Here is a 13,868-nt window from a genome sequence, read left to right as displayed (position 1 = left end):
TGTCGTGGAATAGGAGTTGTCAAATCACAGATGGATATCGCAACAATTGTAGGCATCATTATCGGACTGGCTGCTTTGATCGGCGGTTTTTTATGGGAGGGAGGAGAACTGGCCGGGCTGATGCAGATCGCGGCAGCCGTCATCGTATTTGGCGGGACGTTCGCCGCCGTCATGATCAGCTATCCGTTGGCCAAATTAAAGACCGTACCAAAGGCGTTGGCGCTGGCCTTTACCTCCGGACGTCATAACACGGAAGAACTGATTGAAGAGATTGTAAGCATGTCCATGGTCGCCCGCCGCGAGGGGGTCTTAGCGCTGGAGAAAAAAGCCGCGGAGCACGAGGACCCTTTTTTACGGGAGGGTATCCAGCTTATCGTGGACGGCACGGAACAAGGCATGGTCAAGCAAATCATGGATCTTGAAATTGACGCGATTCAAAATAAATATGAAGGTTATGCCAAAATCTTCGAATCGGCCGGCGGCTATGCGCCAACGATGGGAATCATCGGTACGGTAATGGGGCTCATCCATGTCCTCGGCAGCCTTACCGAGCCTACCGCGCTCGGCCCGTCCATTGCGCTGGCCTTTACCGCTACCCTTTACGGCGTTGCCAGCGCCAACCTCATCTTCCTTCCGATCGCCTCCAAAATCAAGGCGCGGGGCGAAGATGAAATCGACCGGATGGAAATGATGCTGGAGGGCATGCTCTCCCTTCAGAACGGCGACCACCCGCTGCTCGTCCGGCGCAAGCTGGAATCTTTTACGGCCGATACCCGACGTGATCTGCCAACGTATGGGGAGAACGAGAGCTTATGAGCCGCCGAAACAAACCCGAAGGCCAGGGCCGCTCCCGTCATCACCAGGACACCAAAGACACGAAAGACCGGTGGATGATCACTTATGCCGATCTGATCACGCTGCTGCTGATCTTTTTCGTCGTTATGTATGCCATGAGCCGCCTGGATGTTGAAAAATACGAAATCGTGACCCAATCGCTTCAACTTACTTTCAAAAGCGGCGACTCCCTGTTGGAGAAAGGCAACGGCATTCTCGGCAGCGAGGACCATTACATCCAGCAAAATCCCCCGTCGACCCCGAATGATGGCGGCGGCAACAACGGCGGGCAGGACAGCCAGAGCGGAAGTACGGGGCAGCAGGTACAAAACGGCGGCGACTCGGTGCAAAAGCCGATGACCGAACGTGAGCTGGCCTTCCGCAAACAGGAAGAAGAATTACAAACCCTTATGAGCCGTATTGAATCCTATATCAAAGACAATCAGTTGGAAGATCAGATCCGCGTGGCCGATTTGCCCAAGGGAATTTCCATCACCTTAAGCGACCGATTCCTGTTCGATACCGGCAAGGCCGATCTGAAATCCGGTTCGGCAAAAACGCTGACCAAGCTGGCCAGCCTGTTCAGCCAACTCGACACCGTCATCAGCATCGAGGGACATACGGACAGTCTTCCGATTGTCCGGGCCTCCGAATTCAAAGACAACTGGGATCTGTCCGGCGCACGCGCCATGTCTGTCCTTCGCTTTTTCCTCGATAAGGAAAAGCTTGATCCGGAAGGGTTCCAATACGCCGGCTATGCCGACACCCGCCCGGCCGCCGACAACTCCACCGCGGAGGGCCGGCAAAAGAACCGCCGCGTGGAGATCACGGTACTCCGGCAGTTGCAGCAGTGAATAGGTTGTTAGTTTTTGGTTAAGCAGAAAAGCTTCTTCCAGGTAATATGGAAGAAGCTTTTTATTGGTTAAAGATCAAGTAATAAAATGATTTAAAATACTTTGAATTAACCATTTGAGTTTATCTTCATTTATTTTTCTCATACCAAATTCTTTAACGATTCCTTGGACGTTTTCCCAATCCCCATGTTTCATTATCCGCTCTAATTCGGCTTGAAGTCTTGTGCGGTAACTATTATTTTCTGACAAGATAAATTCATTTACTACTTTATCTAATTCTTCATAATTAGCACTGACATTAAAATAACATTCAAGAAAATACTTAAAGGCCTCAAATTTTAATTGGTCATTCAAATAAACCACCTACTCCCCCCTAATCAGTTATTAATTGTTTATACTCATCCTCGTCTACTTCACCAATATAAATATTGATTCATAGCTTCCTTTATAGTCAAAAATGTCACCCTCTACTTATTTGGAACTATTCCAATAATTCAGCATATCGGCTATCACTAGTCCAAATTCCCGCTTCTTTTTCGACAGTATGTATACCCGCCCGACCCAGGATGTAACTTGGATGGTACTGCAACAGCTTGGCCCACACCACTAGTTCAATTTTTTTGCAAAAAAAGGTTTATCCCGCCCAAATGAGCGGAATAAACCTTGGATTCAAATTCACTATGACATGACGCCTAACGGGCGGCAGCGTCGCCTACGCCCGCCTCGCCGGAGGCGGCGGGCGCTCCCGCATCCGCGCCGCGACGCACGTTGTGCGCGCCGCGACGCGGCTTGAGCAGCTGCAGCAGCGAAAGCGGCTGCAGCCTTACGGCTACCGGCGCCAGCTCGTCCGGCGCCAGGATCGCGCCGAGCTGGTGGTGCTCGCCGGCGTAGATCGCGCGCTGGAGGAACTTGCTCTCGCCTGCGAGATTGCGCACCTCCAGCTTGCAGAAGGCCGACTGGATGCGCAGCGCGGCGTGCAGCTCCTCCTTCGTGGGAACCGGCATGCCGTTCACGCGCACGATCGACTCGCCGGCCTGGATGCCCAGCTCCTCCGCCGGACTGCCCGGCAGCACGGCCAGCACCTTCAGTCCGCCCTGCGGATGCACGAATAGCGGGCTGAGCTGCTGCTCCTCGAAGCGGCTGTACCAGACCAAGCCTTCATGCAGCAGGAAGGCAGCCAGCCCGGCCAGCAGTATAAGCGGCGACCACCAATTGGCAAGCAGCGCCAAAGCAATGATGACGATGCCGTATCCTAGCAACCGGCCGGACGTAATCTTGGCCTTCGCCTTGGGCAGCATGCCGGTCGTCATTTCCGAAAAACCGATTACGATCGGCAGCGCAACCAGCGCGAAGCCGCCCTGCCAGGCGTCGCCGCCAAATAACGGCGTCCAAGGCAGCACCCCGCCCGTCGTCTGGGCCGGGATCAGCAGCAGCAACGGAATGGGCCAAAGGCTCTGCATCTGGTAGCCGCCTACAAGCTTCCCGCGTTTGCCCTCATAAAATAACGGTCCGGCAAAAGCGGCGCCCTGCCACCGGACAAGCAGCCCCTCCGCCAAATGAAGGAGGCCGACGAGGCAAAGCAGTGCAGGAATGTTCAGTTCCCTTACGATTCTAACGGACTCGGCAACCCACCCGCTGCCCGTAAAAGCAGGGAACAGGTTCAACCCAAACTGAATTACGCCCAAGAGCCCGACCGAATAGGCCAGACACAAGTAACGAACCCGAATCAATAACAGCAGCACCGTTACAATCCAGATACATAAAATTCCTTCGATCGTTAGCGTCATCCCCACAAACGCGGACACCAGCGAAATCCCGATTCCGGCCAACAGTCCGCCCAACACGGTTCGCCAAGTCTGGGCCAGCCAGCTGTGCAGTCTGACATGAAACAACTTTCGCTCCAGCAGCACCTGTCTACGGTACAACAGCATGATCAAAATAATCGAAATATAGTAAAACGGCTGCAGAAACAACTGCGCTACCGCTTCCGTCACGCTCCACAATCCTTCAAGCAAGAGATCCAACCCGGCTCACGCTCCTATCCTTGATACTCGTTGGCACGGAAAAAAAGAAGGCCGAAAATCAGCCTTCTTATTTATTCGACACCGGGGATGAGATTTCCTTCCGGATCACTTCGATTGCCCGGTTCATCTGGTTATCGTTCTTCGGATCGCGGATTTGCTCGATGAGGCCGGCTTCGAGCGCTTCCGCCGTCTTTTCGTCGAGAACGCCCGTCGCTTGAAGCTTCGCCTTACTCTGGAATTTCTTCACCGCATCCTCCGTGGCTTTGCTGAAATATCCGTCGGTACGTCCTGGGTCATAACCCAACCCTTGCAGCATAGTCTGCGCGCTCTTGATATCTTCGCCCAGCATATCGTATTTATATGCTTTTTCTTTGTTGATCGGCGCTACCGAAAAATAACCCGGCTGGGATACCGCGATATCCGGCTGAATCCCCTTCTTGTGGATCCACTCGCCGTCCGGGGTGAGCCATTTGGCGATCGTGACTTTCAGCAGGCTGCCGTCCCCGAGTTCCTGACTGAAACTAGTCTGTACCGTGCCTTTGCCGTACGTCGCTTCGCCGATCAGTTTAGCGTCCGCCGATTCCTGCAGCGCACCCGCTAAAATTTCGGAAGCACTGGCACTTCCTTTATTCGTAATGACCGCGATCGGATACGTTTTGCCGACTCCTTTGGACACGGTTTTCTCTCTTTGCTTGTTCTTATCTTCCACCTGTACGATCGATTTGCCCTTAGGCACGAAATGCTCCGCCATCTCGATCACGATTTGGAGCACGCCGCCCGGATTGTTCCGCACGTCGATGACAAGGCCTTTCATGCCCTGCTTTTCCAAATTGTCCAATTCCTGCTTGAAGCGTTCTGCGGTATTCATGGAGAACTCGGTGATTTCAATTACGCCGACTTTTCCATCTTCCATTCGCGCGTATACCGTTTCGAGCGCAATGTCATCCCGGACAATCGTATATTCCAAATTGTTCGTGGAACCTGCCCGTTTCACCTTGATTTTAGCCTCGGTTCCTTTCGGGCCGCGGATTTTGGCCACCGCCTCATTCAGGCTGAGTCCCTCGAAAGATTCGCCGTTCACCGACAGCAAAATATCTTTCGGCTTAATTCCGGCTCTCTCGGCCGGCGATCCCTTAATCGGCGAGACGACGACCACATTGCCGTTCTCCATCGATACTTCCGCGCCGATTCCGGTAAACGAGCCTTCAATCTGCTCGGAAAATTGCTGTGCGGTCTCAGGGCCCATATACGAGGAAAAAGGGTCGCCCAATGCGCTCATCATCCCGTCGATGGCACCGTCAACCAACTTCTGCTGATCGACGCCTTCCACGTAATTATTTTTGACCAATTGCATGGCGGTCTCGATTTTCTTAATGCTGTCCTTGGAACCCGTACCCACGTTATCGGCAAAAATTCCGCTCCGAAGCGGGCCTGAGCCCGCAAAGCTCCATTGCCCCGTAAAGGTCAGAGTCAGAAGACAACTGGCCACCATAGCCACAACCACGAATAAAGCTACTGTGCGTTTTTTATACATGATAAGAATTCACCGCCTATGTTTGTCTCATAGTATATGTCCGTAAACTACGGAATATTAAACAATCTGCATGAACGAAAAACGGATAACCCGTCTCGCGGACGGCTATCCGTTTCCATCGGCATCCTTATTTTATTATAAATATGGCATCGGGTCTACCGGGTTGCCGTCGATCCGCACTTCGAAGTGGCAGTGCGGTCCCGTCGAATTGCCGGTGCTGCCCACTTCGGCGATCTTCTCGCCCTTCTTCACCTTTTGTCCCTTTTCCACTTTGATTCCGCCATTGCGAATATGACCGTACAGGGTCCAAACATTATCGCCATGATCGATAATCACCGTGTTGCCGTATCCGCTCCACCACTCGGCGACGATAACTACTCCGCCTTCGGCTGCGTGGATATCCGTCCCCTGCGGAGCCGCGAGATCGATCCCGGTATGCGTCTTCTTCTTGCCGGTAATCGGATGAATCCGGGAACCGTAGCCCGAGGATAACCGGGCACCCGTGACCGGAAGGCCCATCGAACCGCCGCTTCCTTTAAAGCCTCCTGACGAGGAGGATTTGCGTTTATACGTATATACTTGCGCTGCCTTCAGCTTGTTCTTTTCTTTTTCCAATGCCGCCCGCTTGGTCGCAAGCTCTACGAGCAGCTGTTCCTGTTCTTCGCTGATATCGTCGGATTCCTCGATCTCCGCATAGTATTTGGAAATGAGCTGCTGCTTCTCGTTCTCTTTCTCTTCCAAAATGCCCTTGCGCGATTCCGCGTCGGCATACAACGTCTTCACTTTGGCGTAATCATTCTCCAGTTGCTTCTGCTGCTGATCCAGCAATTCTTTATCCTGCTTATGCTCATCCAAAAGGACATGATCCTGGTTGGCGATCGCCTGCAAAGAATCGGCGCGTTCCAGAAAATCCGTAAAGCTGGTCGATGACAACAGCACGTCCAAGTATGAAACGGCTCCGTCTGTATACATCAGCCGGACTCTGGAATCAAGCAGATCCGAACGCTCGGCGATCCGCGCCTTCGTTTCATCCAGCTTGACCGCCGTATCGCGAAGGCTTTGCTCCGTATTTTCGATATCTACTGAAATTTGAGCCAACTCATTGCTGACGGAATCGATTTGCGCCATTACCTCTTTCAAGTAATTGGTGTTCTTGTTCACATAATGCTGGGCCGTTTGCTTCTGATCGGCGGCCTTTTCCTGCTGTTTCTTGGCCTGCTTGGCCTGTTCCTGGAGCTGCTTCAGCTCCTTATCGATCTGGCTGATCGTTTTCGACTTGGCAAAACCTTCCGTAGGCTGAAAGATCGCAGCGGCTAAAGCGACAACGGCAACAATGGACAACCATCTTTTCAACTTCGCTTCCCCATCCTTCTCTTATAGGTAGTCAAAAAACCAACCTCTTGATCACAAGGCAACTCTTGAGCTTTCATGTCATCAATAAATTAGTATCACTAGACTTTCAGGAACTTCCGGATCGACATGGTACTGCCCCATATCCCGATCAGAAGGCCAAGGCCCATCAGCAGACCCCCCATTTGAAGGCCGATCTCGCCTACCGGAATCAGATGAAAGGCAAGCGTAATGTCCGCTTTAACGGAATCGACCAGTTCGCTATACCCGAAAAACAGGATTCCGATCGTTACTGCCGAGCCAAGAAATCCGATCAAAGCGCCTTCCACAAAGAACGGCCACCTGATAAACATATTCGTCGCGCCTACCAGCTTCATAATGCCGATTTCGCGGCGCCGGGCCAGAATCGTCACGCGGATCGTGTTCGAAATCAGGAACATCGCCATCAGGCCAAGCCCCGCGACAAACGCAAAACCGATGTTGCGGACCGCCCGCGTAATTTTGAACAATTTCTCAGTGGTGCCTTGACCGTAATTCACTTTATATATCGGTTTTTCTTCGTATTTTTCATTAAGGGCATTAATCTTGCTTGCCACATATGGAACGGTGGTCGGTTCGATGACCTCCACCTTGAGCGTATCGGGAATCGGATTCGTGGTTTCATCGTAACCTTCCAGCAAATCCTTGCCTTCTTCGCCCAGCTTCTCTCTGAAATCCTTCAAGCCCTCGGCTTTAGGAATCAGGGTCACCCGGCTCACTTCTTCCATGGCGCCTATATCGTTCTGCAGCTTTTCCCGCATAGCTTCATCCACGTTGGATGCAAGATAGGTGCTGATCTGCACCTGACTGTCGGCGTCATTCGCAAAAGAATTGACGTTGAGTACCAGCAAAATAAACACGCCCAATATAAATAAAGAAACAATGATCGACGTAATGGACGCGACCGACATCCAGCCGTTGCGGAACACATTTTTGGCGCCTTCCCTAAAATGCCGGAGGAGGGTGTTAAAACTCATAACCGTATTCCCCTCTCAGCTGGTCTCTCACGATGTTGCCGTGCTCTATGGCGATAACGCGTTTTCGCATCGTATTTACGATATCCCTGTTGTGCGTAGCCATCACGATGGTAGTCCCCCGGAAATTGATTTCGTCTAATAGCTGCATAATCCCCCAGGACGTCTCCGGGTCCAGGTTTCCTGTAGGCTCGTCCGCAATAATGACCGACGGATTGTTGACGATCGCTCTGGCAATCGCTACGCGCTGCTGTTCCCCGCCCGATAGCTGGGAAGGATCCCGGTTGGCTTTGTTTTTAAGCCCTACCAGTTCCAGCACTTCCATCGTCCGTTTCTTGATCACTTTCTTAGGCGCTTCGATAACCTCCAGCGCGAAAGCGACATTTTCATAGGCGGTCAGCTTGGGCAGCAACCGGAAATCCTGAAAAATAACGCCGATATTCCGACGTACGTAAGGAATTTTGCGCGGCTTAAGTTTGCCGATATTAAAACCGTTGACGGAAATTTGTCCCTTGGTAGGCACTTCCTCGCGGTAGATAAGCTTCATGAAGGTCGATTTTCCCGCTCCCGACGGGCCGACCAGATAGACGAATTCATTGCGGTCGATTTTGACCGAGATGCCCTTCAGTGCATGCGTTCCGTTCGGGTACGTCTTCCAAATATCCTGCATTTCTATCACTCGATCACGTCCTAAACCTTGATTCCAAAGACTTGGTTGTCTGTTTTTACATTCGACATCTTCCCGGCAAATCCTTTAAAACACGAGTTATTTCATCAGTCCGATACTTATTGTAACAAATATGTTACCTCTTGAGTACCCGAAAGTTTCCAGAATTTCATCATATATATGGTTGTACACAGGTTTTTTCCATTTTCATTCAAGGAGGATGGTATGCGAAAAACTCGTCTGATCGTCATCGGAGCCGCCGTAATGATCCTTGCTGCTTCCCTGTTTTACGGTGGGCTGTGGCTTTATGCCTCCCGCGATGCCGTCCCTTCCGGCACGGTGGTGGGCGGGCTTGAGCTCGGCGGGCTTCCGGCGGAGGAAGCGTTGGAGAGATTGGACACTTACATATCGAAATTAACGAGTCAGCAAATAAAGTTCATTTCGGATGAAGCGGGCTATGCTGAGGAAGGAGAAACTTTGACCTGGGAAAAAACCGGAGTTTCTTGGGATGCCCCGAACTTACGTGCGGAGTTGATGTCGCTTTCTGCGGGCAATTTGTGGGAACGCGCCAAAGTACGTAAAAATTTTGCAAAATCATGGACGCTCCAGTCGTCCTTTAATCCGGGGGTTTTAAAAAAGACCTTTAGTCCCGCATGGGAAAAGGAACGATTCGGGAGTCCCGTGAATGCCGTCCGGAGTATCGGGGAAGACGACGTGATCACCTATCTGCCCGGGCAGGCGGTACAGCGGATTCATTGGGAGACGCTTGCCATTCTGGTAGAAGCGGCTGTTCCGGGGAAGGCTGCGGGCAGTGGCGCATCTGCAGAGGATGCGCCCGTTGAAATTGTCCTTCCGCTGACGCTGGTGCAGCCTGCCGTGACGGTCGAGAGCCTGCAACGGGAAGGCATCCGCCGCAAAATCGCCGAGTTCTCGACCGGGCTGCAAATCAGCGGATCCGGGCGGCTGCATAATGTCGATGCCGCGGCGCGCAGCATCGACGGCATGGTGCTGCCCCCGGGGGGAATATTCGACTACGCGAAGGTCGTCGAAACGGCGGAGCAGCGCTACGGCTTCCGCGAGGCGCCGGTCATTTTCGGCGGCAAGCTCGTCCCCGGCGTCGGCGGCGGCATTTGCCAGGTGTCGAGCACGCTGTACAATGCGGCGCTCCTCGCCGGCCTGGACATGGTGGAGCGGCGTAACCACTCGCTGCCGGTCAGTTACGTGCCGCTTGGACAGGATGCCACCTTCGCACAAGGCTACATTAACTTCCGCTTCCAAAATACAAGCGAACATCATTTACTCATCGCGGCCCGGGTCGAGGACGGGCGTTTGACCGTGAAACTGTTCGGCGACATCCCGGACAATGTGTCCTACGGTATCGAGTCCCGCACGATGGACATCCTCGCCGCTCCGGACAAATACGTCAAGAACTCCTCTCTTTCGGCCGGGAGCCGGGAGGTGATTCTGCAAGGCAAACCCGGTTACGTCGTCGAAACGTACCGGATCAAATATGTCGACGGCAAGGCCGCCGCCAAAATCCGGCTGTCGCGCGACACCTATCCGGCGCAGCCGAATGTTATCGCCGTGGCGCCCGATGAAGGGGAAGTACCGCCGGAAGGCGACGATACCGGCGGCGCCGGGCCGGGCAACTCTTCGGCACCGGCGCCGCCCCCGAAAAAGCCGGCCGCCGAATCACGGCCGCCCGTGCTTGAGGACGGCGTCAACGGCCCGAAGTTCCCCTAGCGCACCGGGAGGGAGAACGCAGGGGAACCCTCCGGTCATTCCCGGAGGGTTCTTGAGGCGGCTAGGGAGAGACAAAATGCGGGTCACGCAAACAAATAATCCCTTTTCGTCGCTGGTATCAGTCCCAGCTGCTAACTTCGCCCATTGACCCTGCCGATAACTCTTGCCAGCTAAACCACTCGCTATACTTGCCAGTTAACACCTACCCGCTAACTTTACCCGTTTCCCTGCCGGCACCTCCAACTAAACTTCACTCTCTATCCCTTGCCCGTAACTCCTATCTACTAACTTCACTCGTTATCCGTTGCCAATTAACTCCTGCCTGCTAACTTTACCCGTTATCCCTGCCGATAGCGCTTGCCAGCCAAGTTAACCCGCTCCCCTTTGTCTGTTCCCCCATTGCCGCAGAACTCCTCAACCGCGCCAGCCTCCCCATCAAACAAAATAACGGACTTTTAGGCCGCTATTTCGCCTATTTAAGGCCCAATTTTAGAAATAGTGGATTTTAAGGCCGTTATTCTACCAAATTCCATCAAAAAGTTGCCTTTTCTGTCCTAGGTAGAAAAATAAGAACTCAAAAGTCCCCTAATTTGTGCCGCATACGCATAAACCAAAAATAGCGACCTAAAAGTCCCCTATTTTTCACGGTACAAGTCACAATTTAAAATCTTTGCCTTCCAGGTTAAGGCGGTAAGAACGTACGCGTTCGGTTCCACTGGCGGCCTGAATCCATCCTTTTTCCATTAGGCTTTTGAGTAACCGGCGGGCTTTCCTGCTCTGAACCCCCATGTAACTGCATAGATCCGCAGGGGTAAGCGGGCCCCCGGCTCGCATGAACAGACGAATCACCTCTTTCTCGACCCAATCCGCCTCAAGCACCTGCCGCTCTTCGCCCAGCCACCGCCCCATAAATTGCTGCAGTTTTTGCTGACAGTAGCGTGGGCTTTCCCTTACATCGTCATAAGTAAACCGCAGCACCTTCCATCCGTCGGTAATCAGGTCATTCTGTCTTCGGCAGTGATCGGAAAATTGAGTACGGCTTATATTCCTCCAATGCGGGCCGAACCCGTCTATTTCGATCGCCAACTGCAAACTTACCCGTATGTAGGCAAAATCCAGATACCTAAAGCCATCCTTAAAATCGTTCACTTCGTATTCCGGATGCAGATACTGAAATTGTCCAAATGCGGGCCACCACACCGCCTCCAAAAACAGCCTTTCCGCATGTCCATGTCCCTCTTTCAATCTTCTTAAACATTCTCCCTGTCTGACAGTCCTATGCCGCTCCAAAAAAATGTTGTGAGCCTCGGAAAATTCCATACCCATCCCCCTTTGCAAGATAAAAACGCCTCCTTCCGTTGGACCCATAGAATAGATCCCCGTTAAGCAGGCGTGTACTTCACGACAAAATCACAATAAATATGTTTACCCAGATTTTACCTCACATTGTAAACCAAATAAACTATTTTCACAGACTATTGCTTGTAAAAGTTTTCATATGATAAGGTAAAGCGAAATACGCTGAAAGGATCCTTACTTAATATGAAGCAAAATACGATTGTTCCGGAGCATGAAAAACCAAACGATGTCCCATATCGATCCGATTCCGAAACAGGAACAGGTTCTGAACATATACCTACTGCCCGCCCAGCCGGGGACGAGCGCCCTCAAAATACGCTTCCGAGTAAGAGAGGAGATGCAGCTCTCCCGGGGATAGATCCTGCTCTCCCGGGAGCAGCTGCCACTCTCCCTGGGGAGAGGGCAGAGATGGCTCTCCCGCGCGGTGCGGCGGCAACCTTGCTGATCGTCGCCGTGCTGCTGACCGCATCGACGCTACGGTCGCCGATCACCGGAGTCGGCTCGCTGATCGGCGAGATTCAAAGCTCCACCGGCCTGTCGCATACGATGAGCGGAATGCTGACTACCCTTCCGCTGCTCGCCTTTGCCGTGTTCGCTCTCGCTGCGCCAAAGCTGTCTACCCGCTTTGGCGCGGAGCGCACGCTATTTTATTGCATGATCTTGATGTCGGCCGGGATCCTGCTTCGCTCGCTTCCCGCGATTCCTACCCTTTTCGGCGGCACGGCCCTGATCGGCAGCGCCATCGCCATCGCGAACGTGCTGGTTCCCAGCATCATCAAGCGCGATTTCCCGCTGCGGCTTGGATTGATGACGTCGCTATACACTTCTTTGATGAATATGTGGTCCGCCATCGCTTCCGGAATCAGCATGCCGCTCTCCCGCACATCATTGGGATGGCGCGGAGCGCTGGCCTGCTGGATTATTTTGTCGGCGGCCACCGCCTTAGTCTGGCTACCCCTTGCCCGACGGCATAGCGCCAAGAGTAAAAATAGCAGCGCGGGAGCTGATGGCCAGCACCGGGCCGCGAAACCGGGCACGGCTAAGGCGGACAACAACATATCCGCCAAGCGCGCCGGCTCCGTTTGGCGCTCGCCTATCGCCTGGCAGGTGACGCTCTTTATGGGCTTCCAGTCCATCATGTTTTATGTCGGCGTCTCCTGGCTGCCGGAAATCCTTCACGAGCAAGGAATGAGCATGGATCAGGCCGGCTGGATGCTATCCTTGATGCAGCTTGCCAGCATGTCGGGAGCCTTCCTCATGCCGCTGCTCGCGTCGCGGATGCAGAGTCAAAAGGAACTGTCCGCAGCTTCCGCAGCCCTGTTCCTGGTCGGATTCGGGGGCATCTGGCTCGGTCCTCCATCCTTGGCTCTGCTTTTCATCCTATTAATCGGGCTCGGCAGCGGCACGACGTTCAGCCTGGTCATCATGTTTTTCGCCTTGCGTTCCCGCACGGCCGAGCAGTCGGCTCAACTGTCCGGGATGTCACAATCCATCGGCTATCTCTTGTCCGCGGTCGGGCCGACCCTGTTCGGTTTCCTTCACGATCAATCCGGAGGCTGGTCCGTGCCGCTGGCTACGATCACCGCCATGTCGCTGATCACCATCGTTTTCGGTTATGCAGCCGGACGAAAGGGCCGCATCGGTCCGGAAGTTTGATTAAACTAATAAACAGTACAAAGCCCGGCTCCCCTATAAGCGATGCCTTGCTCGTTCCCGCATGCGGGAGGAGGCCATCGTTTACCGGGACCGGGCTTCATTTGTTATTATCTTTTTTTCTTATCCTAATGCTCCGTTACTCTCACGCTTTCAGCCACTTCCGACTGTCTATCCTGATGAAAGGACTTGCTGTATTCCACAAGCCGGATCCGGCAACCGGGTCCTATGCGCACCTCGCCGCCGCGAACCGTATCCGCCTTCGTATTTTCCAACGAAACCACGTCGCCTTCGATAACTTGGGCTTCAAGCTCCGGCGTCCCCCTCATCCGGAGCCACGGAACCCATTTTTGGGCTCCGAATGGTTGAACCTCAATTCGGGTTCCGACGATTTCAGCGGCATAGCTTTTCCCGAACAGCACCATTTCTACCGTTTCCGAATTCAGCATACCCTCGCTTTGCACGACTCCCTTTAGCTTAAACCGTTCAGTCTGGATTCCGCTCATCACCGTACAGGTCCCGAATATTTTCATGTTTTCGCCGGAAATACTCTCCTTCACCCAAACCTCTCCCGTTGCAGACATCTCGGTGACAGTCAGGCCCCCTTCGATCTTCAAATCCCCGGTAGTCTTCAAGGTACCGCTGCGGAGGCTGCCGTCTACCTTGATGTTCCCGGTGGATTTTAAAGACAGGCAATCGACGTTCCCGTTAAATTCGGCATCGCCAGTCAGACTAACTTTACCGTAGAAGCCGCCATTCGACATGCTGTCTCCCACCAGCCGTAAATCATTCCGTTGTTCCTCCCGATGATTCATAAACTTTTCGCCTCCCGTATAT

At 53.2% G+C, this 13,868-nt stretch carries 12 protein-coding genes; 4 read left to right on the top strand and 8 right to left on the bottom strand.

Annotated elements, in window-relative coordinates; translation table 11 throughout:
* The first annotated feature begins 30 nt into the window (after nt 1-30).
* Nucleotides 31-816, top strand: a complete 786-nt coding sequence (locus ACLB09_RS15370; RefSeq protein WP_410770705.1) for a flagellar motor protein — start codon at nt 31-33, stop codon at nt 814-816.
* Nucleotides 813-1,688, top strand: a complete 876-nt coding sequence (locus ACLB09_RS15365; protein WP_410770704.1) for a flagellar motor protein MotB — start codon at nt 813-815, stop codon at nt 1,686-1,688. The genes ACLB09_RS15370 and ACLB09_RS15365 overlap by 4 nt, the downstream gene beginning before the upstream one ends.
* A 75-nt stretch (nt 1,689-1,763) precedes the next feature.
* On the opposite strand, the gene ACLB09_RS15360 is transcribed toward ACLB09_RS15365, so the two are convergent.
* The 6 genes from ACLB09_RS15360 to ftsE all read right to left on the bottom strand — a co-directional run bounded on the left by ACLB09_RS15360 (nt 1,764) and on the right by ftsE (nt 8,288).
* Entirely contained in the window at nt 1,764-2,051 is a 288-nt protein-coding gene (locus ACLB09_RS15360) for a contact-dependent growth inhibition system immunity protein (protein WP_410770703.1), read from the bottom strand.
* A 329-nt stretch (nt 2,052-2,380) separates the two neighbouring features.
* Nucleotides 2,381-3,712: a PDZ domain-containing protein gene (locus tag ACLB09_RS15355; RefSeq protein ID WP_410770702.1), complete on the bottom strand. Its 1,332-nt coding sequence runs from the start codon at nt 3,710-3,712 to the stop codon at nt 2,381-2,383.
* A 67-nt stretch (nt 3,713-3,779) separates the two neighbouring features.
* Entirely contained in the window at nt 3,780-5,246 is a 1,467-nt protein-coding gene (locus tag ACLB09_RS15350; RefSeq protein ID WP_410770701.1) for a S41 family peptidase, read from the bottom strand.
* A gap of 135 nt (nt 5,247-5,381) precedes the next feature.
* Nucleotides 5,382-6,599 (bottom strand): murein hydrolase activator EnvC family protein, encoded by a 1,218-nt coding sequence (locus ACLB09_RS15345; protein WP_410770700.1) that lies wholly within the window; start codon nt 6,597-6,599, stop codon nt 5,382-5,384.
* Between the two features lie 98 nt (nt 6,600-6,697).
* On the bottom strand, nt 6,698-7,612 hold the full coding sequence (ftsX, locus tag ACLB09_RS15340) for a permease-like cell division protein FtsX (protein WP_410770699.1): 915 nt from the start codon (nt 7,610-7,612) through the stop codon (nt 6,698-6,700).
* Complete coding sequence (ftsE, locus tag ACLB09_RS15335; RefSeq protein ID WP_410770698.1) at nt 7,602-8,288, bottom strand: cell division ATP-binding protein FtsE; 687 nt, start codon at nt 8,286-8,288, stop codon at nt 7,602-7,604. The genes ftsX and ftsE overlap by 11 nt, the downstream gene beginning before the upstream one ends.
* A 213-nt stretch (nt 8,289-8,501) precedes the next feature.
* Here ftsE and ACLB09_RS15330 point away from each other — a divergent pair, with 213 nt between their 5' ends.
* Nucleotides 8,502-10,019 carry a VanW family protein gene (locus ACLB09_RS15330; protein WP_410770697.1) on the top strand — a complete coding sequence of 506 codons (1,518 nt, stop codon included), beginning with the start codon at nt 8,502-8,504 and terminating at the stop codon, nt 10,017-10,019.
* Between the two features lie 654 nt (nt 10,020-10,673).
* Here the strand turns inward: ACLB09_RS15330 and ACLB09_RS15325 are convergent.
* Complete coding sequence (locus tag ACLB09_RS15325; RefSeq protein WP_410770696.1) at nt 10,674-11,339, bottom strand: helix-turn-helix domain-containing protein; 666 nt, start codon at nt 11,337-11,339, stop codon at nt 10,674-10,676.
* 447 nt (nt 11,340-11,786) lie between these two features.
* On the opposite strand from ACLB09_RS15325, the gene ACLB09_RS15320 reads away from it, so the two are divergent.
* A complete protein-coding gene (locus tag ACLB09_RS15320) occupies nt 11,787-13,034 on the top strand; it encodes a CynX/NimT family MFS transporter (RefSeq protein WP_410770695.1) in 1,248 nt (415 codons plus the stop codon).
* A gap of 125 nt (nt 13,035-13,159) precedes the next feature.
* Here ACLB09_RS15320 and ACLB09_RS15315 read toward each other — a convergent pair whose 3' ends face one another.
* A complete protein-coding gene (locus tag ACLB09_RS15315; RefSeq protein WP_410770694.1) occupies nt 13,160-13,846 on the bottom strand; it encodes a hypothetical protein in 687 nt (228 codons plus the stop codon).
* Between the last annotated feature and the right edge of the window lie 22 nt (nt 13,847-13,868).

Origin of the sequence: Fontibacillus forbon (genome assembly GCF_046559655.1) — a bacterium.
Lineage (GTDB): Bacteria > Bacillota > Bacilli > Paenibacillales > Paenibacillaceae > Fontibacillus.
This window is presented reverse-complemented; position numbering and strand designations above follow the sequence as displayed.

Bases quoted from the DNA above. Each gene is read 5' to 3' on its own strand.
- ACLB09_RS15370 (WP_410770705.1), top strand. From the start codon at position 31: ATGGATATCGCAACAATTGTAGGCATCATTATCGGACTGGCTGCTTTG.
- ACLB09_RS15365 (WP_410770704.1), top strand. From the start codon at position 813: ATGAGCCGCCGAAACAAACCCGAAGGCCAGGGCCGCTCCCGTCATCAC.
- ACLB09_RS15350 (WP_410770701.1), bottom strand. From the start codon at position 5,246: ATGTATAAAAAACGCACAGTAGCTTTATTCGTGGTTGTGGCTATGGTG.
- ftsX (WP_410770699.1), bottom strand. From the start codon at position 7,612: ATGAGTTTTAACACCCTCCTCCGGCATTTTAGGGAAGGCGCCAAAAAT.
- ACLB09_RS15330 (WP_410770697.1), top strand. From the start codon at position 8,502: ATGCGAAAAACTCGTCTGATCGTCATCGGAGCCGCCGTAATGATCCTT.
- ACLB09_RS15325 (WP_410770696.1), bottom strand. From the start codon at position 11,339: ATGGAATTTTCCGAGGCTCACAACATTTTTTTGGAGCGGCATAGGACT.
- ACLB09_RS15320 (WP_410770695.1), top strand. From the start codon at position 11,787: ATGGCTCTCCCGCGCGGTGCGGCGGCAACCTTGCTGATCGTCGCCGTG.
- ACLB09_RS15315 (WP_410770694.1), bottom strand. From the start codon at position 13,846: ATGAATCATCGGGAGGAACAACGGAATGATTTACGGCTGGTGGGAGAC.